The 21839-nt window shown below is 71.3% G+C and carries 19 protein-coding genes and 2 pseudogenes; 12 read left to right on the forward strand and 9 right to left on the reverse strand.

Going from position 1 to position 21839, the window contains the following annotated elements; translation table 11 throughout:
• Positions 1-9: 9 nt before the first annotated feature.
• The 4 genes from AB0E91_RS05215 to AB0E91_RS05230 all read right to left on the reverse strand — a co-directional run bounded on the left by AB0E91_RS05215 (position 10) and on the right by AB0E91_RS05230 (position 7674).
• Positions 10-4182 carry an SAV_2336 N-terminal domain-related protein gene (locus tag AB0E91_RS05215; RefSeq protein ID WP_361775496.1) on the reverse strand — a complete coding sequence of 1391 codons (4173 nt, stop codon included), beginning with the start codon at positions 4180-4182 and terminating at the stop codon, positions 10-12.
• Positions 4182-5192: a MoxR family ATPase gene (locus AB0E91_RS05220; protein ID WP_361777277.1), complete on the reverse strand. Its 1011-nt coding sequence runs from the start codon at positions 5190-5192 to the stop codon at positions 4182-4184. The genes AB0E91_RS05215 and AB0E91_RS05220 overlap by 1 nt, the downstream gene beginning before the upstream one ends.
• A 98-nt stretch (positions 5193-5290) precedes the next feature.
• The gene (locus AB0E91_RS05225; RefSeq protein WP_361775499.1) at positions 5291-7285 is read right to left on the reverse strand and encodes a trypsin-like peptidase domain-containing protein; all 1995 of its coding nucleotides are present in this window, start codon (positions 7283-7285) and stop codon (positions 5291-5293) included.
• Positions 7282-7674, reverse strand: a complete 393-nt coding sequence (locus AB0E91_RS05230; protein WP_161180673.1) for a CU044_2847 family protein — start codon at positions 7672-7674, stop codon at positions 7282-7284. The genes AB0E91_RS05225 and AB0E91_RS05230 overlap by 4 nt, the downstream gene beginning before the upstream one ends.
• A gap of 304 nt (positions 7675-7978) precedes the next feature.
• Between AB0E91_RS05230 and AB0E91_RS05235 the strand changes: the two genes are divergently transcribed.
• From AB0E91_RS05235 to AB0E91_RS05245, 3 genes are all read left to right on the forward strand, one after another.
• On the forward strand, positions 7979-8158 hold the full coding sequence (locus AB0E91_RS05235; protein ID WP_003992906.1) for a DUF6104 family protein: 180 nt from the start codon (positions 7979-7981) through the stop codon (positions 8156-8158).
• A 318-nt stretch (positions 8159-8476) separates the two neighbouring features.
• Entirely contained in the window at positions 8477-9403 is a 927-nt protein-coding gene (locus AB0E91_RS05240) for a DUF4097 family beta strand repeat-containing protein (protein WP_361775502.1), read from the forward strand.
• Position 9404: 1 nt separating this feature from the next.
• A complete protein-coding gene (locus tag AB0E91_RS05245; protein WP_361775505.1) occupies positions 9405-10451 on the forward strand; it encodes a helix-turn-helix transcriptional regulator in 1047 nt (348 codons plus the stop codon).
• Between the two features lie 115 nt (positions 10452-10566).
• Here the strand turns inward: AB0E91_RS05245 and AB0E91_RS05250 are convergent, their stop codons facing one another.
• Entirely contained in the window at positions 10567-11529 is a 963-nt protein-coding gene (locus AB0E91_RS05250) for a zinc-binding dehydrogenase (RefSeq protein WP_361775508.1), read from the reverse strand.
• Positions 11530-11751: 222 nt separating this feature from the next.
• Positions 11752-12975, reverse strand: a complete 1224-nt coding sequence (locus AB0E91_RS05255; protein WP_361775511.1) for an NADP-dependent malic enzyme — start codon at positions 12973-12975, stop codon at positions 11752-11754.
• Between the two features lie 496 nt (positions 12976-13471).
• Here AB0E91_RS05255 and AB0E91_RS05260 point away from each other — a divergent pair, with 496 nt between their 5' ends.
• Genes AB0E91_RS05260 through AB0E91_RS05270 form a run of 3 tightly spaced genes read left to right on the forward strand, consistent with a single transcriptional unit; the run spans position 13472 to position 16188 of the window.
• The gene (locus AB0E91_RS05260) at positions 13472-14416 is read left to right on the forward strand and encodes an ABC transporter substrate-binding protein (protein WP_361775514.1); all 945 of its coding nucleotides are present in this window, start codon (positions 13472-13474) and stop codon (positions 14414-14416) included.
• Between the two features lie 36 nt (positions 14417-14452).
• Positions 14453-15385 (forward strand): amino acid ABC transporter permease, encoded by a 933-nt coding sequence (locus AB0E91_RS05265; protein WP_361775517.1) that lies wholly within the window; start codon positions 14453-14455, stop codon positions 15383-15385.
• Positions 15386-15435: 50 nt separating this feature from the next.
• A complete protein-coding gene (locus AB0E91_RS05270; RefSeq protein ID WP_361777280.1) occupies positions 15436-16188 on the forward strand; it encodes an amino acid ABC transporter ATP-binding protein in 753 nt (250 codons plus the stop codon).
• Positions 16189-16343: 155 nt separating this feature from the next.
• Here AB0E91_RS05270 and AB0E91_RS05275 read toward each other — a convergent pair whose 3' ends face one another.
• Complete coding sequence (locus AB0E91_RS05275; protein ID WP_361775520.1) at positions 16344-17102, reverse strand: class I SAM-dependent methyltransferase; 759 nt, start codon at positions 17100-17102, stop codon at positions 16344-16346.
• Positions 17103-17205: 103 nt separating this feature from the next.
• On the opposite strand from AB0E91_RS05275, the gene AB0E91_RS05280 reads away from it, so the two are divergent.
• A complete protein-coding gene (locus AB0E91_RS05280) occupies positions 17206-17835 on the forward strand; it encodes a CGNR zinc finger domain-containing protein (protein WP_361775523.1) in 630 nt (209 codons plus the stop codon).
• Here AB0E91_RS05280 and sodX read toward each other — a convergent pair.
• A complete protein-coding gene (sodX, locus tag AB0E91_RS05285) occupies positions 17739-18170 on the reverse strand; it encodes a nickel-type superoxide dismutase maturation protease (RefSeq protein ID WP_361777283.1) in 432 nt (143 codons plus the stop codon). The genes AB0E91_RS05280 and sodX overlap by 97 nt on opposite strands.
• Positions 18171-18314: 144 nt before the next feature.
• Between sodX and sodN the strand changes: the two genes are divergently transcribed.
• Entirely contained in the window at positions 18315-18710 is a 396-nt protein-coding gene (gene sodN, locus AB0E91_RS05290) for a superoxide dismutase, Ni (RefSeq protein ID WP_018544452.1), read from the forward strand.
• Positions 18711-18717: 7 nt separating this feature from the next.
• Here sodN and AB0E91_RS05295 read toward each other — a convergent pair.
• Positions 18718-18884, reverse strand: a pseudogene (locus tag AB0E91_RS05295) (site-specific integrase); the annotation flags it as partial.
• Between the two features lie 48 nt (positions 18885-18932).
• On the opposite strand from AB0E91_RS05295, the gene AB0E91_RS05300 reads away from it, so the two are divergent.
• The 4 genes and pseudogenes from AB0E91_RS05300 (at position 18933) to AB0E91_RS05315 (ending at position 21589) form a co-directional block, all read left to right on the forward strand.
• On the forward strand, positions 18933-20060 hold the full coding sequence (locus AB0E91_RS05300) for a hypothetical protein (protein ID WP_361775526.1): 1128 nt from the start codon (positions 18933-18935) through the stop codon (positions 20058-20060).
• Positions 20061-20110: 50 nt separating this feature from the next.
• A pseudogene (locus tag AB0E91_RS05305) lies at positions 20111-20539 on the forward strand (hypothetical protein); the annotation flags it as partial.
• Complete coding sequence (locus AB0E91_RS05310; RefSeq protein WP_361775529.1) at positions 20536-20889, forward strand: ASCH domain-containing protein; 354 nt, start codon at positions 20536-20538, stop codon at positions 20887-20889. The pseudogene AB0E91_RS05305 and the gene AB0E91_RS05310, both read left to right, overlap by 4 nt.
• 175 nt (positions 20890-21064) lie before the next feature.
• Positions 21065-21589, forward strand: a complete 525-nt coding sequence (locus tag AB0E91_RS05315) for an Imm21 family immunity protein (RefSeq protein ID WP_361775532.1) — start codon at positions 21065-21067, stop codon at positions 21587-21589.
• The last annotated feature ends 250 nt before the right edge of the window (positions 21590-21839 follow it).

A 21839-nucleotide genomic window follows, 5' to 3' on the forward strand; every position in this document is an offset into this window, starting at 1 on the left:
GGGCCTTTCTCATGGGGCGGGGTCGCTCCCGGGGTCGAAGTAGGCGGCGACGTAGGACGTCCAGTCGTCCTTCCGGCCACCCCTGGCCCTGAGGGAACCGACGCGGCTCAGGAGGTCGTCGGCTCCGGCGCTCGTGCGCACCTCCTCCCGCATGTGCTCGAAGAAGCCGAGGCAGGTCTCGTGCCCTGGGGCGCGGCTCCAGAGGATCAGTGGATATCCGGTGTCGCGGGCCTTCCTCAAGGCTGTCGTTCCTGCGGCGCCGTCGGTGTGCAGGCACAGGAGCGGCACGGCGTTCACGGGGCCCTCGGGCGACATGTCGGCCGGTGGTGAGCGAAAGCCGATCAGTGGCCCACGGGACACCGCGTTCCAGCGGGTCTGGTGCCGAGGTGGCTGTCTCCGGTTGTCCGGCAGACCACGGACGGAGACGGACTGGGCGAGATGCGGGAGCGCCGCCGCCGTCCAGCGCTCGACGGGAAGTTCCCAAAGCAATTCGTCCGGAAGCCGGTACACGACCCTCACGCTTGCGGTGCCGTCCGCCTGGAACCGGTGCTCCGCGAGCCGCAGCACCTCGCGCACGCCTGTGGACAGGGTGTTCATGGGCATGGACGAGAACACGATCCTGCCGTGGCCGCCCCGTTCCCACTGCCGGAAATGCCCCTCGCAGGTATAGCGGCCGGACCGGTCGGGACGGATTTCCACCGTCAACTCGCTTTCGGTCCGACCAGGTTGGGTAGACCCGCGCAAGGTCTGCTGCTGCCTGATCCACTGCCGGAGGTCCTCGAGTTCGTCGGACACGCGCAGGATGTCGGCGAGATGGTTCCAGACCTGGGCCGCGTAGCGGACGACGGCGACGTGACCACCCCTGGCGTACTCCAGGCCGGCCCCGTCGCGCCAGCTGCGGGGCGGATGGTCTCCCGCCGACTCCCCGGCGGACGCCATCATGCTCCGCACCTGGCCCGGCCCGGCAGGCGGGGGCAACTCGGCGAACAGACCGTACAGTTCACGCTGCCAGGGCATCGGCCTCACGGCCCCCGAGCCTGTCCGACGGGCGTGGTGGCGGTCGTGTTCACGGACGATGTCGTGCCACAGCCGCGCGCCCTCGGCGTCGAGGTCGCACAGCTGCCGGAGTGCCTCGATCCGTACGGCCTTGCCGCCGGTGTTCCGATCGATGGGAGGGCCCGTGACCATTCCGACGACCGAACCGTCCCGAGCGCTGAGAACCGGCTGCCCGACGCCACCCGTCGGCAAGTCGCCGACGAGACGCATGGTGTCACTGCCTGGTTGTCCTTCACCGCGCGCGGGAAAGAGCCTGACCGGCGGCTCGTTCATCATGCGCGTCGTGCCGCACAGCACCACGTCGTCGGGTCGGACATCCGGAGCGTCCGTGATCCACAGGCACGGGGTCCCGTGTGCCTGCGGCACCCGGAACAAGGCCACTTGCCCCAGCACCCGCAGCAGGTCACCCCAGTGTCTGCGCCCGTCATCGGTGACGACGGTGACCATGTTCTGTTCCCCGTCCACGTACGGCGGCCGCACCAGACGTACCGTGCTGACCAGGAGCCCCGGCGCGATGAAGAAGCCCGTGTAGGCCCCCTCCAGGCGGCCGTACACGCGAGCCAGAGCCCCCTCGACCAGCCCCGGTTGCACCGGCGTCGGGGGCCGTTCCTGGCCGGCGCCCAGAGGTTCCAGCCGCAGCACGGGGGCACGCTCGCTCCACCGTTTCGGGGAACGGCCGAGGATCAGGACATGGCCGCCGTCGAAGTCCTGACCGGCGAGTTCGTCCGAGTCGTCGCAGTCGTCGAAGACGATCAGCCAGCGCAGAGCGGTCGTCCGCAGGACGCGTCGAAGCTCGGCCAGCCGGTCGGGGACGTCGCCCCGCGAGGGGATGCCGAACTCGACCCCCAGATTGGCCAGCCGTTCCCGGCGCTGCTCGGCGGACCCGGGCCGTACCCACCAGACGACGTCGTACGCGGAGGCGTGGTGGTGCGCGTACTGGGCCGCGAGCGCCGTCTTGCCGGTGCCCGGTCCCCCGATGAAGGTGCAGACGCCGTATGTCGCCAGGCTCTCCCGCGCCGCCTCCAGCAGTTCGTCCCGGACGGACAGCTCCTTGGGGGGATCGGGGACTCCATCCACGACGCGGAGCGTCGGCCCCGGGAAGTCCGGGCCGTCCCCGGCCGGGTCCTGGGGCTCGACACCGAGAAGCTCCAGCAGTCGTCCCCCCGCCTCCGACTCCGTCGTGTCCCACAGCGGCGTCACCCGCTCCAGCTCCCCCACCCACGAGAAGGGCACGGTCCGTACGACGGAGACGGCGTCGAACCGGTCGTCGCCGCCCGGGGCGACGCCGCGCAGCGGGTTGATCAGGCGGAATTCGGCGTGCCAGGCCCCGATGAAGAGCACCGTCCGGCGCAAACTCCCGGCATCTCCCGCGCCCCGCACAAGCTCGCGCAGCTCCCCCGCTCCCCCGCCGAACCTCCGCAGCGCCACCTCCTTGCCGTGGGAGGCGAGGAGATGGGCGGCCCACCGGGCCCACGGCGCGTCCTTCTCGGCGTACACGAGGTGGTGCGTCTCCTGCCGTACGGCGGGCACGCTCGCGCCGAACCGTCCGGCGACCAGTGAGGAGACCACGGCGAACGCGTCCGGTACCGCCTCCGTAGCGCCGCCGTCCGGGACCTCCGCCTGCGGGCCGCCGAGTCCGGCGAGGGCGAGGGCGGGGAAGTTGCGGGCGCGGCGGCCGAAGTGGCGTTCGACGTAGTCGCCGCAGTGCTTGAGGATCAACTGGGCGTCGCCGAGCGGGAGAAGACGCAGCAGGGTCTCGCGGACGCCGGGCCGGAAGTCGTACCAGCCCTCGTCCCCGGCGCGTTCCAGCAGGCCGCTCAGCAGGACCTCGGCCAGGACCGTCGGACCCGATCGCGGCTGCATCGCGCGCTGGACGAGCTGCATCACGGGCAGGGTGAGCGGCACGGCGGAGAAGGAGACGGCGAGTTGCACCGCCTGCCGTGACGCGGAGCGGCGGAAGGCCCGTACCAGCGTCTCCGCGTCGGTCTCGCGCGGTGTCGCGCGCGGGGGTGCCGCCGGATGACCGGCGCTCACCCAGGCCGCGGGGGCGGGGAGTGCCAGGCCGGTGCTGCCGGCCAGCAGCCGGGCCCAGGTGCCCAGGGCGGTACGGGACAGGGACAGGACGGGGACCGGCGCCGCTCCCGCCGGTGTCCCGCCGTCGGCGGAGGCGAAGTCGAGCCGGGCGCCCAGCCCTTCGCGGCGCCGCAGGGTGCCGGGCAGCGCGGGCAGATGGGTGCGCCGCCACATGCGCTGGGGCAGCGGCTGTACGACGGCGACGGGCGCGGCCTGGCTCCAGTGGTGGAGGAGCCGTTGCATACGGCCGGAGCGCCAGAGCGGACCGGCGCAGTCGCTCAGGACGAGGGTGAGCTGCCGTCCGGTGGGGTCGCGCAGCTGCTCGGCGCCCCGGCTCGCCCGGACCCCATCGCGGCTGGTGGCGGCCATGAGGCGGCCGTCCTCGTCCTCGCGGAGGTAGTGCGCCGTCACCTCGCGGAAGGCGCCCAGGCCCGCGCAGATCTGGCGCAGTTCGCCGAGGGCGGTGTCCCAGACACCGGTGGAGGTGGACACGTCCATCAGCAGCCGCAGCCGGGCCTCGCGGCGCGTGACGGCGCGCAGGACGGGAAGCACCAGGTGCGTCTCGGCGGCCTGCTCGGCGGTGGCCTGTTCGTCGAGGAGGAGTGCGGGCGTGCGGACGGGCGGGGTGTAGTGCTGGAGCGGTCGCAGGGCCCGCTGGAGGACGAGGGGCTGGGGCAGCGCGGTGGCGGTGGGCACGCGGACCCGGACGGCGTCGGCGTCCGGTCCCGCCGTCGTCGGCGCCGGGATAGCGCCGGGCCCGGGACGCTCGGCGTGCAGACGTACGGGATCGCCGGAGCGGGCGTCCTTGCGGCGGCCGGTCCCTACGTTCTCGGTGTACCAGGCGGGCGGGGTGTAGTCGATCCGGAACTCGCCGATCTCCTCCGGGTCGGCGGGGTCGAGCGGCGACGGCTCCGGCGTGGCGGGGCCCAGCGCGGGGCGTCCCACGTACCGCGCGAGCCAGAGCGACTCCGCGAGTTCCCTCGCCGAGGGGTCGGCACCCAACGCCCTGATGCGTTCGGCCAGTTCACCCAGCTGCCCGTCCGGTGCGGTCATCAGCGCGGTCCGACCCCGTGATCGCCCTGTTCCAGGGGCCGCATCAGCAGCTCGGCGAGACGACGGCGGTCGGGCGTGCTGTCGCGGACGGCCTCCTGGGTGAGGTAGATGGCGTTGAGGAGTTGGTCGGCCGCGCGGAGGGCTCCTGGTGCGGAGCTGAGGAAGGTGTGGATCAGTTCGCTGTTCGCCGACGCGTCCTGATCGCCGAAGTGGGCGCCCACCATGGCGCTCAGCCGGGCCTGCCCCCAGGCGTCGTTCCGGGGCGAGGGGAGGTCGAGGTGCAGACAGCGGCGCAACAGGGGCGCGGGGAAGTCGCGTTCGCCGTTGCTGGTCATCACCACGATGGGGAACGCGCGGCAGCGGACGCGCCCGCCTCGCACCGTGGCGTTCTCGTCGTCGTCGGTGAGGACCTTCGTCCCACTGTCCCGGCCTCCGGCGCGCTGCAGTTCGGGGATGCGGAACTCGCCCTCCTCCAGTGCGTTCAGCAGGTCGTTGGGCAGGTCGATGTCGCTCTTGTCCAGCTCGTCGACGAGCAGGACCCTGGGCCGTTCGTAGGGCAGCAGGGCGGTCCCCAGGGGGCCGAGCCTGATGTACTCGCCGATGTCCCGGTGACTCTCGTGGCGCAGCTTCGCCATCTGCGTGTCCTGGAGGCGGGCGATGGCGTCGTAGGTGTAGAGGCCGTCCCGCAGGCTCGTACGGCTGACGATGGGCCACTGGAGGACCCGGCCGAGGCCCAGTTCGTGCGCGATGGCGTGGGCGAGGGTGGACTTGCCCGAGCCGGGATCGCCGGTCACGAGCAGCGGGCGGCGCAGATAGATCGCCGCGTTGATCAGTTCCAGTTCCTCGGGACGCCAGGCCGGGCGCCGTCCCGGAGTGCCCAAGCGGCGGGCGGACTCGGTGCCGAGGGGTGGCACGGAGGTGATGACGGGGTCGCCGTCGAAGGCCCGCCAGGGCGGCGGTGCGGGCAACGACCCGATGGCGTCGTGCGGTTCACCGGTACCCCGGTAGATGTGCCAGTCCGTCGCGGGGGTTTCGGAGGTCTCGGGGTTCTCGGAGGTCTCGGGGGTCTCGGAAGACTCGGAGGTCTCGGGGATCTCGGGGATCTCGGTCACGGGGACTCCAGGAGGTCGTCGCAGAGCGGGATCGGGCGTCCCGGGTCGTCGTAGAAGAGGGCGAGGTGCTCGGCCCAGTCGGCGTCCGCGTCGGCCTGGCTGACGCGTTCCCGCAGGACACGCACCTGCTCGGGCAGTGCGGTCGTCCGGTGTGCGGAGCCGAGCAATTCCGAGGCTCTGCCGTGGAGTTCGCCGCACGCCGATCCGCAGCCGTGCGCGTGCTCGGCCCTCAGGCTCCAGAGGATCACGCCGAAGCCCTCGCCGATCGCCTGGGCCAGCGCGGCGGTGGTCTCGGCGGGCGGTCTGCAGAGCACCGGGACCGCGCCCGGCGGGGCGTCGTGGAAGGCCGTGGCGGCGTAGGCGTCCGACGCGACGGGCAGCGCCTGCGGTGCGCCCGCCGCGAGCGCGTGCCACCGGTCGCGCCAGATCCGGGACGGTTCACCCCGGCGCTTCAGACAGCGCAGGACCACCTGCCGGTGCACCCCGAACGGCCGCTCGGCCGGATGCGGCCGCAGGCTCCGCACGACCGGGCTCGGCCGCCACAGATGGGCGTCCACGCCGAACTGCTCGACGGGCAGCGCGATTTCCAGCCGCGCCCGCCGGTCGCTGTCGAGCCGCCCGAAGGCGCGGGTGAGCGGTTCGTTGAGGAGGTACGGGAGTTCGGCGAGGGACGCCCCCTCGCCATCGGTGTCCTCGTCCACGGCGCGCACGGTCTCGGGGCCGCCGGTCCAGATCCAGATCCGCCAGTGGAAGCGGTCGTGCGGGCGGAAGAGATCGGGCTCCAACTCCACGGCCACGACGGGCCCTTCGTCCCGGGCGGCACCCGCCGACGCGATGGTCCCCACCGGTGCGGCGCTGTTCACCGCTGCGACGGCGCCCGCAGCCGAAGGGGCCGGGCACGCCGCGGCCCCGCGAAGCGCGGGCGCCTGCTTCGCGACACCGGTCAGCAGCGCCCGTACCGGGTCGGGCAGCCGTGCGGCCCGCTGCTCGACCCACTTCTCCAGCGCCGACGCGGCGTCCGGCACCCGCTCCGCGTGCATCCGGGCCACGACGCGCAGGTAGTGCAGCGCGACGATGTCGGCGTTCTCGGGCCGGTCGTGGAGGCGGCCGTGGCCGTCCCGCCAGTCCTGCGGGGCGGTCTCGTCGTCCCAGAGCAGCTCTTCGCCGAGAACCCGGTCGATCAGCCCCTGCAACTGGGCCGGTGACTCCGGCGGGGGCAGGGCGGCGAGGAGGGCGCAGGCTTCGGCGCTGTCCCGGGGCCCCCAGGGGTGCCCGTCCGCCCCACCCGCCTCGACCTGCGCCTTCACCCAGGACAGTGGTCCCTCGACCTGCCGGTGCCAGATGTCGTGGGCGCGGATCAGCGCCGCGTAGGGGTCGCCGCCGAGACCGCGCTCACCGCCCACCGGAACGGCTGCCCGGAAGCCGCGCAGGGCGGTGACCGCCACGGCCAGACCGCCGTCCTTGTCCTTCCGGCGTGCCTTGACCACACCGACGACCACACCCCGCCGCACGTCGAGCAGCGGGCCGCCGGACGCTCCGTGCGGGATCTCCACCTGAGGCGCGAGCGTCAGTCCGTGCGCGCCGTCCCTGCCGTTGCAGTCGGTCTGCCCCGTCCAGCGCTGGGGCGCGCCACCGGCGGGCGTCCGCCAGCCGTGGGCGGTGACGGCCAGCGGCGCGTCATGGCGGTCGGTGAGCCGTACGCAGGCGTGGTCGCCGCCACCTGCCACGCGGAGGAGGGCCAGGTCCTGTTCGGGGTCGGTGCCGCCGCCGAGCCGGTAGGCCAGGCGGGCCCGCGCGTCCAGTCCGTTGTGCCCGCGCACCCGCAGCGGGCCGGCCTTCTCCGGTTCCCCGGCGGGCCGCAGTACGTGCGCGCAGGTCAGGACCCAGCCGGGAGCCACGAAGAAGCCGCTGCCCCAGAGCGTGTCCGGTGCGCCGTCGGGCCCGATCCGGACGGTGGCGCGCAGCAGCAGTGCGTCGAGCTTCCCCGTCATGCCGTGACGGTGCTGTCCTCATCGGCTCCCGAACGGGGCGCCGGAAGCTGCGCCGACCGCCAGGTGAGCGTGATGGACAGGGCGGCCTTGGCCTCGCCGTCCGCGAGCAGCGCGACCGCCTTGCCCGGCTTGACGGCGAGTTCGACGCCGAAAGTGGTGCTGACCTCGTCGGGGGCGACCGTGCGCGCGGCGTCGAGCACGGCCCGGCCGACTCCCCGGACGAGTTCGTTCAGCTGGTCGACGCGGGCCGCCATGTGGTCGAGGGCGCCGACGTCGTCGTACGAGAACTCGTCGTCGCCGGGCAGCTCGGCCGGGTCGAGCACGCTGACGCGCGCCAGTACCGTCCCTCCGCCGGGCAGCTCGATCTCCTGAATCCCGCGGTGGTCCATGACTCCCCCGTGCCGCGGCCCCGGTCCGGCTTCCACCGGCCGGTCCGCCGTGTGCGTGACGACCCTGTCCGGAGCCATTGTGCCGGGGGCGGGTGCGCGAGGGGGGCGGTTCGGCGAGGTCGGGGACGGTTCGGGGAGGTCGGGAGCGGTTCGGGGAGGTCGGGCGCGGTTCGGCGAAGTCGGGGGCGGTTCGGGGAGGTCGGGAGCGGTTCGGCCGGGTGAGGCCGCTCGTCCGCCGGGCCGCTCCAGTGCATAACCTGGAGGCGAACGGCCTGCGGACCGGGCCCACCCCAGGAGAGCATTCATGTATTTCACCGACCGAGGCATCGAGGAACTGGAGAAGCGGCGCGGCGAGGAGGAGGTCACCTTCGAGTGGCTCGCCGAGCAGCTGCGCACGTTCGTCGATCTGAACCCCGACTTCGAGGTCCCGGTGGAGCGGCTGGCGACGTGGCTGGCGCGGCTGGACGACGAGGACGACGAGTAGGGCTCCTCGGGGAGACCCCGCCTCTTTCGGCAGGCCCGCGACCGAACGGCTTCGGCTTCCGGTCGCGGGCCTGTTGTCGTCGACGCCTCCGTACGCGCTTCCGTCCCGCCGTACGCACTTCCGTCCGCCGTACGCACTTCTGCCTGCCGTACGCGCTTCCGTCCGCGCTTCCACGCGCCCCCACCACTTCCGCGGACGCCCCACCCCCTCCCGGGCTCTCACGAAAGAGTGTCTTGACTTCCGACAGCCACGATATATCGTGTTTCCCGTAGACGCGATATGGCGTGTCGTGTCGCGTGCCCTTGCCGAGGAGGCCCCATGTCCGAGTGGTCCGTCGCCGAGCCCCAGAAGCTCGCCTTCGACGCTCCCGTGAGCGAACTGCACGTGCGCGTCGTCAATGGCCTGGTGAACGTGGTGGGCACCGAGGAGGGTTCCGCCCGCCTGGAGGTCTCCGAGATCGAGGGCCCGCCCCTGATCGTCACCCAGGAGGGCGGCACGCTCACGGTGGCGTACGAGGACCTGCCCTGGAAGGGCTTCCTGAAGTGGCTCGACCGCAAGGGCTGGCGGCGCAGCGTGGTGGTCTCCCTCGCCGTGCCCGCGGACACCCGCGTGGAGGTGGGCGTGGTCGGCGCCGCGGCGGTCGTCTCGGGGCTGCGCGGCCCGGCGGTGGTCAAGGGTGTCACCGGTGACGCCACCCTGGTCGGCCTCTCCGGCGCGGTCCGCGCGGACACCGTCTCCGGCAATCTGGAGGCCCTGACCGTCACCGGCGACCTGCGCTTCAACTCCGTCTCGGGCGACCTGACCGTGATGGACGGCTCCGGTCCTTCCGTGCGCGCCGACTCCGTCAGCGGCTCGATGATCGTCGACCTCGACCCGGCGGGCCCCACCGACGTCCGGCTGAACAGCGTCTCCGGCGAGATCGCCATCCGCCTGCCGCACCCGGCGGACACGGAGGTGGAGGCGAACACCGCGAGCGGCACGATCTCCAACGCCTTCGACGGCCTGCGGGTGTACGGCCAGTGGGGCGCCCACAAGATCGCCGGCCGGCTGGGCGCGGGCAAGGGCAGGCTCCGGGCCACCACGGTCTCCGGCTCCATCGCCCTGCTGCGCCGCCCGGCGGACGAGGACGCGGACGGCCCGTCGGCGGGCCCCGGCACCGGTCCGGGGGACAATTCCTTCACCGGTCGGGGCGACGACGCCACCCGGAACCCCGCCGACGGCACGACCGACAAGAAGGTGCTCTGACATGCCTCCCGTCTTCGCCCACGGCCGCCTGCGCCTGTATCTGCTGAAGCTGCTCGACGAGGCGCCCCGCCACGGCTACGAGGTGATCAGGCTCCTCGAAGAACGCTTCCAGGGGCTGTACGCCCCCTCGGCGGGCACGGTCTACCCCCGCCTGGCCAAGCTGGAGGCGGAGGGCCTGGTCACCCACATCACCGAGGGCGGCCGCAAGGTGTACGCGATCACGGACGCGGGCCGCGCCGAACTGGCCGACCGCAGCGGCGAACTCGCCGACCTGGAGCTGGAGATCCGTGACTCGGTCGCGGAACTGGCCGCCGAGATCAAGGCCGACGTGCGCGGCGCTGCGGGCGACCTGCGCCGTGAGATGCGCGCGGCCGCGACCGAGGCCCGCCAGGGCGCCCGGACCGGCTCCACCCAGTCCCACGCCTACGGGGACCAGGGCGACCGGGGCGACGCCGAGTCGTGGCGGGCCGCGAAGGAGGAGCTGCGCCGGGCCAAGCAGGAGTGGAAGGAGCAGGCCCGCCGCGCCAAGGACGAGAGCCGCCGGGCCCGCGAGGAGGCCCAGCGGGCCCGCCGCCAGGCCCAGGAGGCGCAGTCGCGGGCACGGGCCCAGGCGCAGGAGGAGCTGCAGCGCGTCGCCCGCCGGGTCCAGGAGCGGGTGCAGGACGCCTTCGGCCGGGGCGACTGGCCGACCGGCGTCCGCGAGGGCATCTCGGAACTGGCCCGGGAATTCGGCGAGTTCGGCAAGGAGTACGGCACCTCCTCCGGCCCCGGCCGGACCTCGGCCCGCACGGGCGGCCCCTCCATGGAGCCGGAGTTCTCCACCACCCCGGAGGACTTCCCCGCCGAGTACGCGCCGGAGTGGGCGCACGAGGACCCGACCGGCGACCCGGCGCGCGACCTGGACCGCCTCCTCGACCGCTTCCGGGACGACATCCGGGACGCGGCCCGGGACCACGGCGTCACCGACGACCAGCTCCGGGAGGTCCGCCACCGCCTCGCGACGGCGGCGGCCCAGGTCGGCTCCATATTGCGCCGCCCACGGGTCTGACCCGACGGCACCGGCGCGGGTGCCGCCGGAGCGGACGACTCGGACGGCTCGGGCTGCTCGGACGGCTCGGACGGCAACGCCGCTCAGCAGGCGGGCCGCTCGGCAGGCGGGCGGTTCAGGGAGTGAACACGATCTTCCCGAACTGCTCGCCGGACTCCAGCCGTTCGAAGCCCTCGCGGGCGCGGTCCAGCGGCAGCACCTCGTCGATGACGGGCCGCAGACCGGTGACGGAGCAGAAGGACAGCAGGTCCTCCAACTCGTCCTTGGTGCCCATGGTGGAGCCGACGACCTTCAGCTCCAGGAAGAAGATGCGGGTCAGTTCGGCGTGCGAGGGCCGGTCACCGCTGGTCGCGCCGGAGATGACCAGCGTGCCGCCGGGCCGCAGCGACTTCACCGAGTGGGACCAGGTCGCCGCGCCCACGGTCTCGATCACGGCGTCCACCCGCTGCGGCAGCCGCGCCCCCGGCTCCACCGCCTCGACGGCGCCCAGCTCCAGGGCCCGCTTCCGCTTCGCCTCGTCCCGGCTCGTGGCGAAGACGCGCAGCCCGGCCGCCTTGCCCAGCATGATCGCGGCAGTGGCGACCCCACCGCCCGCGCCCTGCACCAGGACCGAATCACCGGGCCGCACCCCGGCGTTGGTGAACAGCATGCGGTACGCGGTCAGCCACGCCGTCGGCAGACAGGCGGCTTCGGCGAAGGACATGCCCGCCGGCTTGGGCAGCAGATTCCAGGTGGGCACGGCGACCTGCTCGGCGAAGGTGCCCGGGTAGCGCTCGGTGAGTATCGAGCGGGGCTCGCGGGGGCCGACTCCGTGGCCGCTCTGCCCGATGACGGAGTGCAGGACGACCTCGTTGCCGTCCGCGTCGACCCCGGCGGCGTCGCAGCCGAGGATCATCGGCAGCCGGTCCTCGGGGAGCCCGACACCCCGCAGGGACCAGAGGTCGTGGTGGTTGAGGGAGGCGGCGCGGACGTCGACGGTGCTCCAGCCGGGCCGGGCCTCGGGGGCCGGGCGCTCCCCCGACTCGAGGCCGGACAGCGGCTGGTCACGGTCGATCCGGGCGGCGTAGACAGCGAACATGGGCCCGACGATAGGTTCCGTCCCACCCCGGGCGGAACCGTCGGACGGTGTGACACACGCCCTCTTGCCCCCGACACCCGTGCGGCGCAACGGACTTCGAGCGCCAGCCACGACGGCGGAACGGCGGAACGACAGAACGGCCCCGCCCGAAGAGGGCGGGGCCGTTCCGCACCGGACGCGGCAGCTACGGCACCGGGCCGATCGCCACCGCGCCCGCGGGCGTCAGCGCCGGGCCACGCCCTCCGCGCGGGCGGCCGCCGCGACGGCCGCCGTCACGGCGGGGGCGACCCGCTCGTCGAAGGGCGAGGGGATCACGTAGTCGGGGGCGAGGTCGTCGCCGACGACGGCGGCCAGCGCCTCCGCGGCGGCGATCTTCATGCCCTCGGTGATCCGGCTCGCCCGCACCTGGAGCGCCCCGGCGAAGATGCCGGGGAAGGCGAGCACGTTGTTGATCTGGTTGGGGAAGTCGGAGCGCCCGGTCGCGACGACCGCCGCGTACTTGTGCGCCACCTCGGGGTGGATCTCCGGGTTCGGGTTGGCCATCGCGAACACGAAGGCGCCCTCGGCCATGGAGGCGACGGCCTCCTCGGGGACCGTACCGCCGGAGACGCCGATGAAGACGTCCGCGCCCGCGAGCGCGTCCTCCAGCGAGCCGGTGATGCCCGCCTTGTTGGTGAAGGAGGCCACCTCCCGCTTGACGTCGGTCAGGTCGGTGCGCTCCGCCGAGACGACGCCCTTGCGGTCGGCGACCGCCACGTCCCCGATGCCGGCCTCGACCAGCATGCGGGCGATGGCGACCCCGGCCGCTCCGGCGCCGGAGATGACGGCGCGCAGCTGCCCGATCTCCCGGCCGCTGAGCCGGGCCGCGTTCCGGAGCGCGGCGAGGGTCACGACGGCCGTGCCGTGCTGGTCGTCGTGGAAGACCGGGATGTCCAGCCGTTCCTGCAGGCGCCGTTCGATCTCGAAGCACCGGGGGGCCGAGATGTCCTCCAGGTTCACCCCGCCGAAGGAGGGGGCGAGCCGGACGACGGTCTCGACGATCTCGTCCACGTCGGTGCAGGCGAGCGCGATCGGCACCGCGTCGACTCCGCCGAACTGCTTGAACAGGATCGCCTTGCCCTCCATCACGGGCAGGGACGCCTCGGGACCGATGTCCCCGAGGCCGAGCACGGCGGTGCCGTCGGTGACGACGGCGACGACCGAGGACTTCCAGGTGTAGTCGTTGACGAGCTCAGGCTGCTGAGCGATCGCGGTGCACACGCGCGCCACACCGGGCGTGTACGCGAGGGAAAGGTCGTCCTTGTCGCGGATCGGCACGGTGGCCCGCACGGCCATCTTGCCGCCACGATGCAGCGCGAACGCGGGATCGAAGGAGTCCAGGGGCTCGGCCCCGCCCTCCGGTCCGGTACCGCTGTCGCTGCGAGGATTGACGATCTCCGCTGCCACTTTGTCTTACCCCTTAGGTATGCATGGTTGAGGGTCGGCCGCTCCGGGTGAGGAGCGGGCGGGCACCGCGTACGGCTCGTCGAAGGTGAAGCGGGAGCACATACGCGACGGGCGCGCCGCACACGCGCCCTGAGCCCCGGATGAGGGGTGTAAAGAACCTTCTTACCGGACGGAGGGGCCGACCACGAGTCCATTGGGCGCAAGGTCACACGGCGCGGCCGCGCGACGACGCCCGGCAACGGCCGGTCCGCGCCCGCCGGTCCGGCCCCGTACCGCCTTCTCGCCGGGTGCGCGAATACCCCGAATGCGCGTGGAGTGGTGTTGTACCGACCTGAACCGGTTCGAGTTCACCCGTTATCCGATTTTGACATTGCGACGGCCCTGAATGGCCTGGTCCGAATGGCAGGATGCCGTAAACCCACGAGGTCGCGACACACGAAGGTGTGTGTTGTCGTCGTCCCATCGGACCTCTTCCCATCCGCCGGAGGAACCCACGATGACCGCAAGCTCCACCCGTCGCACGACCACTCGCACCCGGCTTGCAGCGGGCGTTTCGATCGCGGTCGCGGGCACCCTGCTCCTCAGCGGCTGCGGTGACCAGACGAACAAGTCCAGTGACTCCGGCTCGTCGTCGGCGCCGCTCGCCGCCAAGCTCCCCAGCGCCATCAGGGACAAGGGTGTCGTCGAGGTCGGCTCCGACATCGCGTACGCCCCGGTGGAGTTCAAGGACTCCTCCGGCAAGGTCGTCGGTCTCGACCCCGACCTCGCGGCGGCCATGGGCAAGCAGCTCGGCGTGACGTTCAAGTTCAACAACGGCACCTTCGACACGCTGCTCACCGGTCTGCGGTCGGGCCGCTACGACATCGCCATGTCGGCGATGACCGACAACAAGAACCGCCAGCAGGGCATCGACCCGGACACCGGCAAGAAGGTCGGCGAGGGCGTCGACTTCGTCGACTACCTGACCGCCGGTGTCTCGATCTACACCCGCAAGGGCGACACCAAGGGCATCACGACCTGGTCCGACCTGTGCGGCAAGAAGCTCGCCGTCCAGCGCAGCACGGTCTCGGAGGACCTGGCCAAGCAGGAGGCCAAGAAGTGTCCGAGCGGCAAGAAGCTCAGCATCGAGGCCTTCGACGACGACCAGCAGTCCCAGACCCGCCTGCGCTCGGGTGGCGTGGACGCGGCCTCCTCCGACTTCCCGGTCGCCGCGTACGCGGTGAAGACCTCGGGCGGCGGCAAGGACTTCCAGATCGTCGGCGACCAGGTCGAGGCGGCCCCGTACGGCATCGCCGTCTCCAAGAAGCAGGCGCAGCTGCGCGACGCCCTCCAGGCCGCGATGACCGCCCTCGTCAAGAGCGGCGAGTACGAAACCATCCTCAAGAAGTGGGGCGCCCAGGACGGCGCCGTCAAGGAGTCCGTGATCAACGGCGGCAAGTGACCGCGGCAGCGACGCGGCCACTGAGAGGCAACACCCGTGACTGACATCGAGAAGACGGCCGGGGAGCAGAGCACTCCCCCGGCCGGCCCGGAGGCCATCAAGGCCATCCCGGTCCGGCACTACGGCCGCTACATATCCGCCGTCGTCGCCATCGCGATCCTCGGCGCGATCGTCTACGCCTTCAGCCAGGGCGAGATCAACTGGGGCGCGGTACCTGACTACTTCTTCGACAACCGGATCCTGACCGGCGTCGGCAAGACCCTCCTGCTGACGGTCGCGTCGATGGCGATCGGCATCCTCGGCGGCATCCTGCTCGCGGTGATGCGGCTGTCGAAGAACCCGGTGACCTCGTCGATCGCCTGGTTCTACATCTGGTTCTTCCGCGGCACCCCGGTCCTGGTCCAGCTGGTCGTCTGGTTCAACCTGGGCCTGGTCTTCCACACCATCAACCTCGGCCCGGTCTACAAGGACGAGTGGTCGGACTTCATGACCCCGCTCCTGACCGCGCTGCTGGGCCTCGGCCTCAACGAGGCCGCCTACATGGCGGAGATCTGCCGCGCCGGTCTGCTCGCCGTGGACGAGGGCCAGACCGAGGCCGCCCACGCGCTGGGCATGAGCCACAGCAAGACGCTGCGCCGGATCATCATTCCCCAGGCGATGCGGGTGATCGTGCCGCCGACGGGCAACGAGGTCATCAACATGCTGAAGACGACCTCGCTGGTGTCGGTCGTCCAGTATCCCGAGCTGTTCCGCTACGCCCAGGACATCGGCCAGAACTCCGGTGCCCCGGTGGAGATGTACTTCCTGGCCGCGGCCTGGTACCTGATCATGACCTCCGTGCTGAGCGTGGGCCAGTACTACATCGAGCGGTACTACGCCCGCGGTTCCAGCCGCAGCCTCCCGGCGACCCCGTGGCAGAAGGTCAAGGCCCACCTGACGACCTTCTCTAGCAGGAAGGTCACGGCATGACCGACAAGCTGAACAAGGCCGGCGCCGTGGCGGAGAGCCCCTCCGTGGCGATGGTGAAGGCCGAGGGCGTCCACAAGTCCTTCGGTGCCGTCGAGGTCCTCAAGGGCATCGACCTGGAGGTGAAGCCGGGCGAGGTGTTCTGCCTCATCGGCCCCTCCGGTTCGGGCAAGTCGACCTTCCTGCGGTGCATCAACCACCTCGAGAAGATCAACGCCGGCCGGCTGTACGTCGACGGCGAGCTGGTCGGCTACCGCCAGAAGGGCGACAAGCTGCACGAGCTCAAGGACAGCGAGGTCGCGCTCAAGCGCCGGGACATCGGCATGGTCTTCCAGCGCTTCAACCTGTTCCCGCACATGACGGCCGTGGAGAACGTCATGGAGGCCCCGGTCCAGGTCAAGGGGCAGAGCAGGAGCGAGTCCCGGGAGCGGGCGATGAGCCTGCTGGAGCGGGTGGGTCTGGGCGACCGGGCCGGTCACTACCCCTCGCAGCTCTCCGGCGGTCAGCAGCAGCGGGTGGCGATCGCCCGGGCCCTGGCGATGGACCCGAAGCTCATGCTGTTCGACGAGCCGACCTCGGCACTCGACCCGGAACTGGTCGGAGACGTCCTGGACGTCATGCGCGACCTGGCCGAGTCGGGCATGACGATGGTGGTCGTGACCCACGAGATGGGCTTCGCCCGCGAGGTCGGCGACAGCCTGGTCTTCATGGACGATGGCGTGGTCGTCGAGTCCGGCAACCCCCGCGACGTCCTGACCGACCCCCAGCACGAGCGGACCAAGTCGTTCCTGTCGAAGGTCCTCTGAACCGGATCGCACCCGATGCGACGGCGGATGCCGCCCGCGCCCCCACCGGGACGGGCGGCATCCGCCGTTCTCGTTTCGACCGGGCGCGCCCGGGCCCACTTCGGCGCCGGCCGTGCGCCGGGGGTCTACTTCGGCGTCGGCCGTGCGCCGGGGGTCTACTTCAGCGCGAGGAGCAGCGTGTCCGACGGCGAGCACCACACCGGCCGGGCCTCCGCGAACCCCTTCTCGCGCAGGGCGGACGCATGCCAGGCCGCGGACGGGGTCTCGCCGTCCGCGTGTTCGCCGTAGATCTCGAAGCGGCGGGCGGTCGGCTCGGCGAGCACCGGGTCCGCGGCGGCGAGCCGCCACCAGTCGGCCCAGTCCAGGACGCCCGCCCGCCGGGCCTCCTCCATACGGGCGTGCCGCTGGACGCGCTCGGCCGCGTTGATCCGGGGCGTCGTCTCGTCGGGCATGTGGTCGGCGTTCATGAAGACACCGCCGTCACGGGTCACCTTCGCGAGCCTGCCGTAGAGATCGGTGAGGTCGCCGAGGTGCAGCCAGTGGAGCGCGGTGGCGGTGAGAACGGCGTCGTACGAGTCGTACGGCAGCGCGGCCGTCCACTCCGGGTCCTTGAGGTCGGCCTCCACGAAGGTCACCCGGTCGTCGCCCGCGAAGGTGCCGCGGGCGATGGTGAGCAGGGCCGGGTCGAGGTCGACGCCGGTGCTGACGGCGTTCGGGAGGCGGTCGAACAGCCGGGCGGTGATGGTGCCCATGCCGCACGCGAGGTCGAGCACCCGCGGGGCCGGTCCGGCGAACGCCTCGACCATGTCGAGCATGATCCGGAACCGCTCCTCGCGGTCCGGCAGGTACCACTCCTGCTGCCGGTCCCAGCTCTCCTGCCACGCGGCCCAGTCCGTACCGATGCTGCTGGTCATGATTTACCCGCCCCCTCCCACCTCAGACGTAATACCCTGGATGGGCGAACGTCTGTTACCCGCCCGCCGACACGACCATAGAGCGCCCGCGTAAGGATTACTAGTGGAACTGGCCTATTACTCGGACTACGCCGTACGCCTCGTCAACAGCGAGGAGCCGGCGCGGGGCAAGGACTCCCTGACCTCCGTCGAGGCCGTCCGCGACCTCTTCGGCGCCAACGCCCAGGCGGCCCGGCGCGCCACCGACGCCGACGTGACCCGCTTCCGCTCGGTGCGGGCGCGGCTGCGCGGGGTCTTCGAGGCGGCCGACAAGGGTGACGAGACCCTCGCCGTGGACCTGCTGAACTCACTGCTCCTGGAGTTCCCGGTCAGCCCGCAGATCTCCGGCCACGACCACCGCGACGAGGACGGCCGCCCCTTGTGGCACATGCACCTGGCCGACCACCCCTCCAACGCGACCGCGGGCTACGCCGCCATCGCCGCGATGGGCCTCGCCTTCCACCTCACCGAGTACGGCGTGGACCGCCTGGGCCTGTGCGAGGCCGCGCCCTGCCGCAACGCCTACCTGGACACCTCGACCAACCGCTCCCGGCGCTACTGCTCCGACCGCTGCGCGACCCGCGCCAACGTCGCCGCCTACCGCGCCCGCAAGCGCCTGGCGGCCGACCGGTCCGAGAGCAGCGGCCTGGCGGCCGAGAACAGCCAGCGGGTCAGCGCGAGCGGCGACCGCTGACCGCCGAGCGGGCGGTAACGCAGCCAGGCCCGCCCCAGGATCAGCTCCTCGGGTACGACGCCGTAATCAGTACTGTCCCCACCCGCGTACGGGTTGTCGCCGAGCACCCACCAGCCGCCCTCGCGCCGCTCGGCGGCCCGCTTGACGACCAGCAGGTCCTGCTGGAAGGGGTGGCGCAGGACGACCACGTCACCGGGCCTGACCTGGGCGCCGTACCGCAGCAGCAGCCGGTCCCCGTGGTGCAGCGTGGGCACCATGGACGGCCCCGTGACCTCGGCCAGCCCGAAGGGCGGCAGCACCCTGCCCCGCTCGGTCTCCTGCGACAGCTCCGGCATCCCCGGCACCTCCCCGGTCCGTTCCTCCACAGTCTCAGTGTGACCCCGGACTTTTGTCCTAAGCCCTGGGGGGCACTCGGGAAAACCAGTCCCTCAGGGAGTAATGTCCCACCTGAGAAGACGATCACGAGGAAGGAACGCTCCATGCTTTCCCGCCTGTTTGCCCCCACGGTCACGGTGAGCGCTCACTGCGACCTGCCCTGCGGCGTGTACGACCCGGCTCAGGCCCGCATCGAGGCGGAGTCGGTGAAGGCCATCCAGGACAAGATGGCCGCCAACGACGACCCCCACTTCCAGATCCGCGCGACGGTGATCAAGGAGCAGCGCGCCGAGCTGGCGAAGCACCACCTTGACGTGCTGTGGAGCGACTACTTCAAGCCCCCGCACTTCGACAGCTACCCCGAGCTGCAGAACCTCCTCAACGAGGCCGTGAAGTCCCTGTCCGCCGCCAAGGCCTCCACCGACCCGGCGACGGGTCAGAAGGCGCTGGACTACATCGACCAGGTCGCCAAGATCTTCTGGGAGACCAAGAAGGCCTGATCTTCGATCATGCACTCTGACCTGCGATTTTCTTGGTTGCAGTGTCTTCGAGTCCGCACCCGGTCCGCAGGCCGCCGAGCACGGTGTCCATGACGACCCGGGTGCGGTCTTCTTTTCCCGGCCACAGGTGCGCGAGATCCGCAGCGTGATGACGGCGGACGCGTGCCCGAAAACCTCCGAGCATGTACGGCCGTACCACTCCCTACGCTGGCAGGCGTGAACATGCCGTCGCCCCCACGCCTCACCCCGGACGCCGCCCGCGCCCTTCAGGGCATGCTCCGGACCAAGATCGGGCCAGGGCTCACCGAGCGAGAACTCGACGCGGTCGAGACACGGTTCGGCTTCACTTTCTCGGCAGACCACCGCGTCTTCCTCGCCGCCGGACTCCCGCACGGCTCGTCACGGTGGCCCGACTGGCGCGACGGCGACCCCGGGGAGCTGGCCGAGCGGCTGGCACGGCCGGTGGAGGGCGTGCTCTTCGACGTGGAGCACAACGTGTTCTGGCATCCTGGCTGGCCGTCGAGGCCGGCGGAGACGTCCGAGGCACTGCGCGTCGCGAGAACCGAGCTGGAGAGCGTGCCGCAGCTGGTTCCGGTCCACGGACACCGCTATCTGCCCGGCACGGCGGGCGAGTACGGACACCCTGTCCTGTCCGTCCACCAGACCGACATCATCCTGTACGGGAACGACCTCACCGACTACATCCAGCACGAATTCACCGGTCGGTCGAACGGCCTCCTCGCTCACGCGTCCGTCGACTTCTGGTCGTACTTCATCGAGGGCGGTCCGGGCATCGACGTCTCCCTGCCCACGCCGTTCACGCCGTACGCCAGGAGCGCGCAGGAGGCCGTCGACTGCATCAGGATGCTGGCCCTGGAACGCCTGATCGGCCGTCGGCATCACCCGGAGCAGCTCGTCGAAGCCGGCCTCACGGCCCTGACTCTCGACGTCGAGACGGAGTCCCTCCCCCTCCTCGCCGGCCTGTCACGCTCCGAGCACGAGCAGGCCGACGCACTGTTCGACCAGGTGCTGGCCGAACTGGCCCTGCGCCAGGACCTCCCGACCGACACCACCGACCTCCCCTGGGAAGTGGCTCGTTGGGAACTCGTCCGCTGGTGGCTCCGGCTGATCGTGAACGGCAGCCTGGCCCCCGGCGCCGGCGGTGACCTGATCACGTACGAAGGGTGGGGCGCTTTGGCCCAGCCGCGGACGCTCAGACCGCTGGTCGACAAGACCGAGGCGTACAACGACCGGGCGGCGACCCGACTCGGCGACCGCGAACCCCTGGCCGACTCCATCGTCGAGGAGTCACGACGCCTGCTCACCGGGCCCTGGCCGCCCCAGGGGTGATCTCACCGGCGGCAGACGAGGATGCCGCCGAGGCAGGTGATCTCGTACGGGCCACGCTCTACCGAAATCTGGTCGAGGAACTCGCCCTGACCAGTCCCCAGAGCACCCTGCACGTCATGGTCAAGGGCGGCGACTGGGTCTTCGACTCCCACCTCGCCGACAAGGCCCTCCAGGCAGTGGGACTCACCCGCACCCAGCTCCCGGCCCGGCTGTTCTGCCCTCAGGTCGTCACCGACACCGGTGCCAAGCTGTCGAAATCCCTCATACGAGAAGGCCGTTCCCCCTTGCCCGAGGGCGCCGCCCCTTGGATGCTCGACACCCGGCAGTGGCCCGGCACCGTCACCGAGTACGCCGATCAGCTGCTCGCCATGACCGAGACCGTGCTTTCCGACCCCCGCCACTTCTTCCGCTCGTACTCGGCCGCCGAGATCGGCCGCCTGGTCACCGCGCCGTCCCCCAGGAGCGTTCCCTCCCGATGACCGACCGCACCGCCCGCGTCCGCGATCTCAACCTCTACCGTCAGTACTTCGAGCTCGTCGCCGCGGGCACCAAGACCATCGAGTTGCGGGTCAAGTACCCGCACCTCGCGGACCTCGCCGCCGGCGACACCATCCGCTTCCACATCAAGGGCACGGACGAGACCTGCGACGTGACCGTCCTCCGCGTCACCGAGTACCCCGACTTCGAGGCCCTCCTCGACGGCGAGGGCCCGTCCAACGTCAACCCGACCGCCACCCGCGATCAGCAGCTCGCCAACATCCGCACGATCTACGGCCCCGAGAAGGAAGCCCTCGGCGCTCTGGCCATCAAAATGAAGCTGGCTCACTGAAGCGCGCCTCCGCGAAAAGGTGTCCCATGGGTACTGGGCGTGCGCCACCTTGACCGAAGTCGGTATGCGCCTGCGGAGCGACCGTTGTCGGTGCGGAGTGCAAACTGCCGATATGAGAGCCTCCTCGTCCACCGCACCCGATTCTTCCCACACCCCTCTTGTATGGGTGGAGTCAATGGGTGGCCCCTTGATCGTCATCCCCGTTTCGTCTCTGGACGCATGGCACGGATGCACGGAGGACGGGATGGTTCTGTCGGACGAACCCGACCTGGATGACTACGACAGGGCCTGCGCTGTTGACGATCTGGCCGGCACAATCACCGTCGGCGAAGAAGGAACGCACGCTCTGGTGCTGGGGGACGAGCCAGCCACCACCTGCTACCTCCCTGAGCATCGCGTCTTCCTGCGCTGGCTCGCCGCCAGCTCCGAGTCCGAGCTCAAGGCTGCTGCAGAAGCCGTCCTCACCGACCCTGCCACCCAGTGGGAGGAGTGCGGGACGTGGACCACAGACGGCCCCGCTGTGCTCATGGACTCCGCCGAAGCGGGCACTGATCTGAACGTGGAGTATCCGGATGGGGGACTCCCCGCACAGGCAGCGGTTTCCCTGGCTGCCGGCCGCTGGAGGGTCCGCGCCACCCATACCAAGACTGACGAGGAAAACTGGGTTGGCCTGGTGCAGCTCCTGGCCGTCGGAGGCTAAAGGTTGTCCCGAAACGGCGGGGCGCAAGTGAGATGACCGCTCAATGCCATCAGTGTGCTCGCGACCGCTGACAGCGCCCGAGGCGGCCCAGTAACGCCCATCTGGACCTGCCCCAGCCGCTCGCCGAAGGCCCGGCCGACGCCGGGCGGCGAAAAGGTTGGCGTGCGGGGCCGATGGAACCGGGTAACGTCTTTGTCATGTTCTTCCAGACGCCGATTTCACGGGTGAGAGCGTGATGGGCCTCTGCTGA

This window comes from Streptomyces sp. NPDC026659 (genome assembly GCF_040638245.1).
Taxonomy (GTDB): Bacteria; Actinomycetota; Actinomycetes; order Streptomycetales; family Streptomycetaceae; genus Streptomyces.

What these genes read in the sequence shown, in the direction of transcription:
- AB0E91_RS05215 (WP_361775496.1), bottom strand. Translation starts at nt 4,182, where the DNA reads ATGACCGCACCGGACGGGCAGCTGGGTGAACTGGCCGAACGCATCAGG.
- AB0E91_RS05225 (WP_361775499.1), bottom strand. Translation starts at nt 7,285, where the DNA reads ATGACGGGGAAGCTCGACGCACTGCTGCTGCGCGCCACCGTCCGGATC.
- AB0E91_RS05230 (WP_161180673.1), bottom strand. Translation starts at nt 7,674, where the DNA reads ATGGACCACCGCGGGATTCAGGAGATCGAGCTGCCCGGCGGAGGGACG.
- AB0E91_RS05235 (WP_003992906.1), top strand. Translation starts at nt 7,979, where the DNA reads ATGTATTTCACCGACCGAGGCATCGAGGAACTGGAGAAGCGGCGCGGC.
- AB0E91_RS05240 (WP_361775502.1), top strand. Translation starts at nt 8,477, where the DNA reads ATGTCCGAGTGGTCCGTCGCCGAGCCCCAGAAGCTCGCCTTCGACGCT.
- AB0E91_RS05245 (WP_361775505.1), top strand. Translation starts at nt 9,405, where the DNA reads ATGCCTCCCGTCTTCGCCCACGGCCGCCTGCGCCTGTATCTGCTGAAG.
- AB0E91_RS05250 (WP_361775508.1), bottom strand. Translation starts at nt 11,529, where the DNA reads ATGTTCGCTGTCTACGCCGCCCGGATCGACCGTGACCAGCCGCTGTCC.
- AB0E91_RS05260 (WP_361775514.1), top strand. Translation starts at nt 13,472, where the DNA reads ATGACCGCAAGCTCCACCCGTCGCACGACCACTCGCACCCGGCTTGCA.
- AB0E91_RS05270 (WP_361777280.1), top strand. Translation starts at nt 15,436, where the DNA reads ATGGTGAAGGCCGAGGGCGTCCACAAGTCCTTCGGTGCCGTCGAGGTC.
- AB0E91_RS05275 (WP_361775520.1), bottom strand. Translation starts at nt 17,102, where the DNA reads ATGACCAGCAGCATCGGTACGGACTGGGCCGCGTGGCAGGAGAGCTGG.
- sodX (WP_361777283.1), bottom strand. Translation starts at nt 18,170, where the DNA reads ATGCCGGAGCTGTCGCAGGAGACCGAGCGGGGCAGGGTGCTGCCGCCC.
- sodN (WP_018544452.1), top strand. Translation starts at nt 18,315, where the DNA reads ATGCTTTCCCGCCTGTTTGCCCCCACGGTCACGGTGAGCGCTCACTGC.
- AB0E91_RS05300 (WP_361775526.1), top strand. Translation starts at nt 18,933, where the DNA reads ATGCCGTCGCCCCCACGCCTCACCCCGGACGCCGCCCGCGCCCTTCAG.
- AB0E91_RS05310 (WP_361775529.1), top strand. Translation starts at nt 20,536, where the DNA reads ATGACCGACCGCACCGCCCGCGTCCGCGATCTCAACCTCTACCGTCAG.
- AB0E91_RS05315 (WP_361775532.1), top strand. Translation starts at nt 21,065, where the DNA reads ATGGGTGGCCCCTTGATCGTCATCCCCGTTTCGTCTCTGGACGCATGG.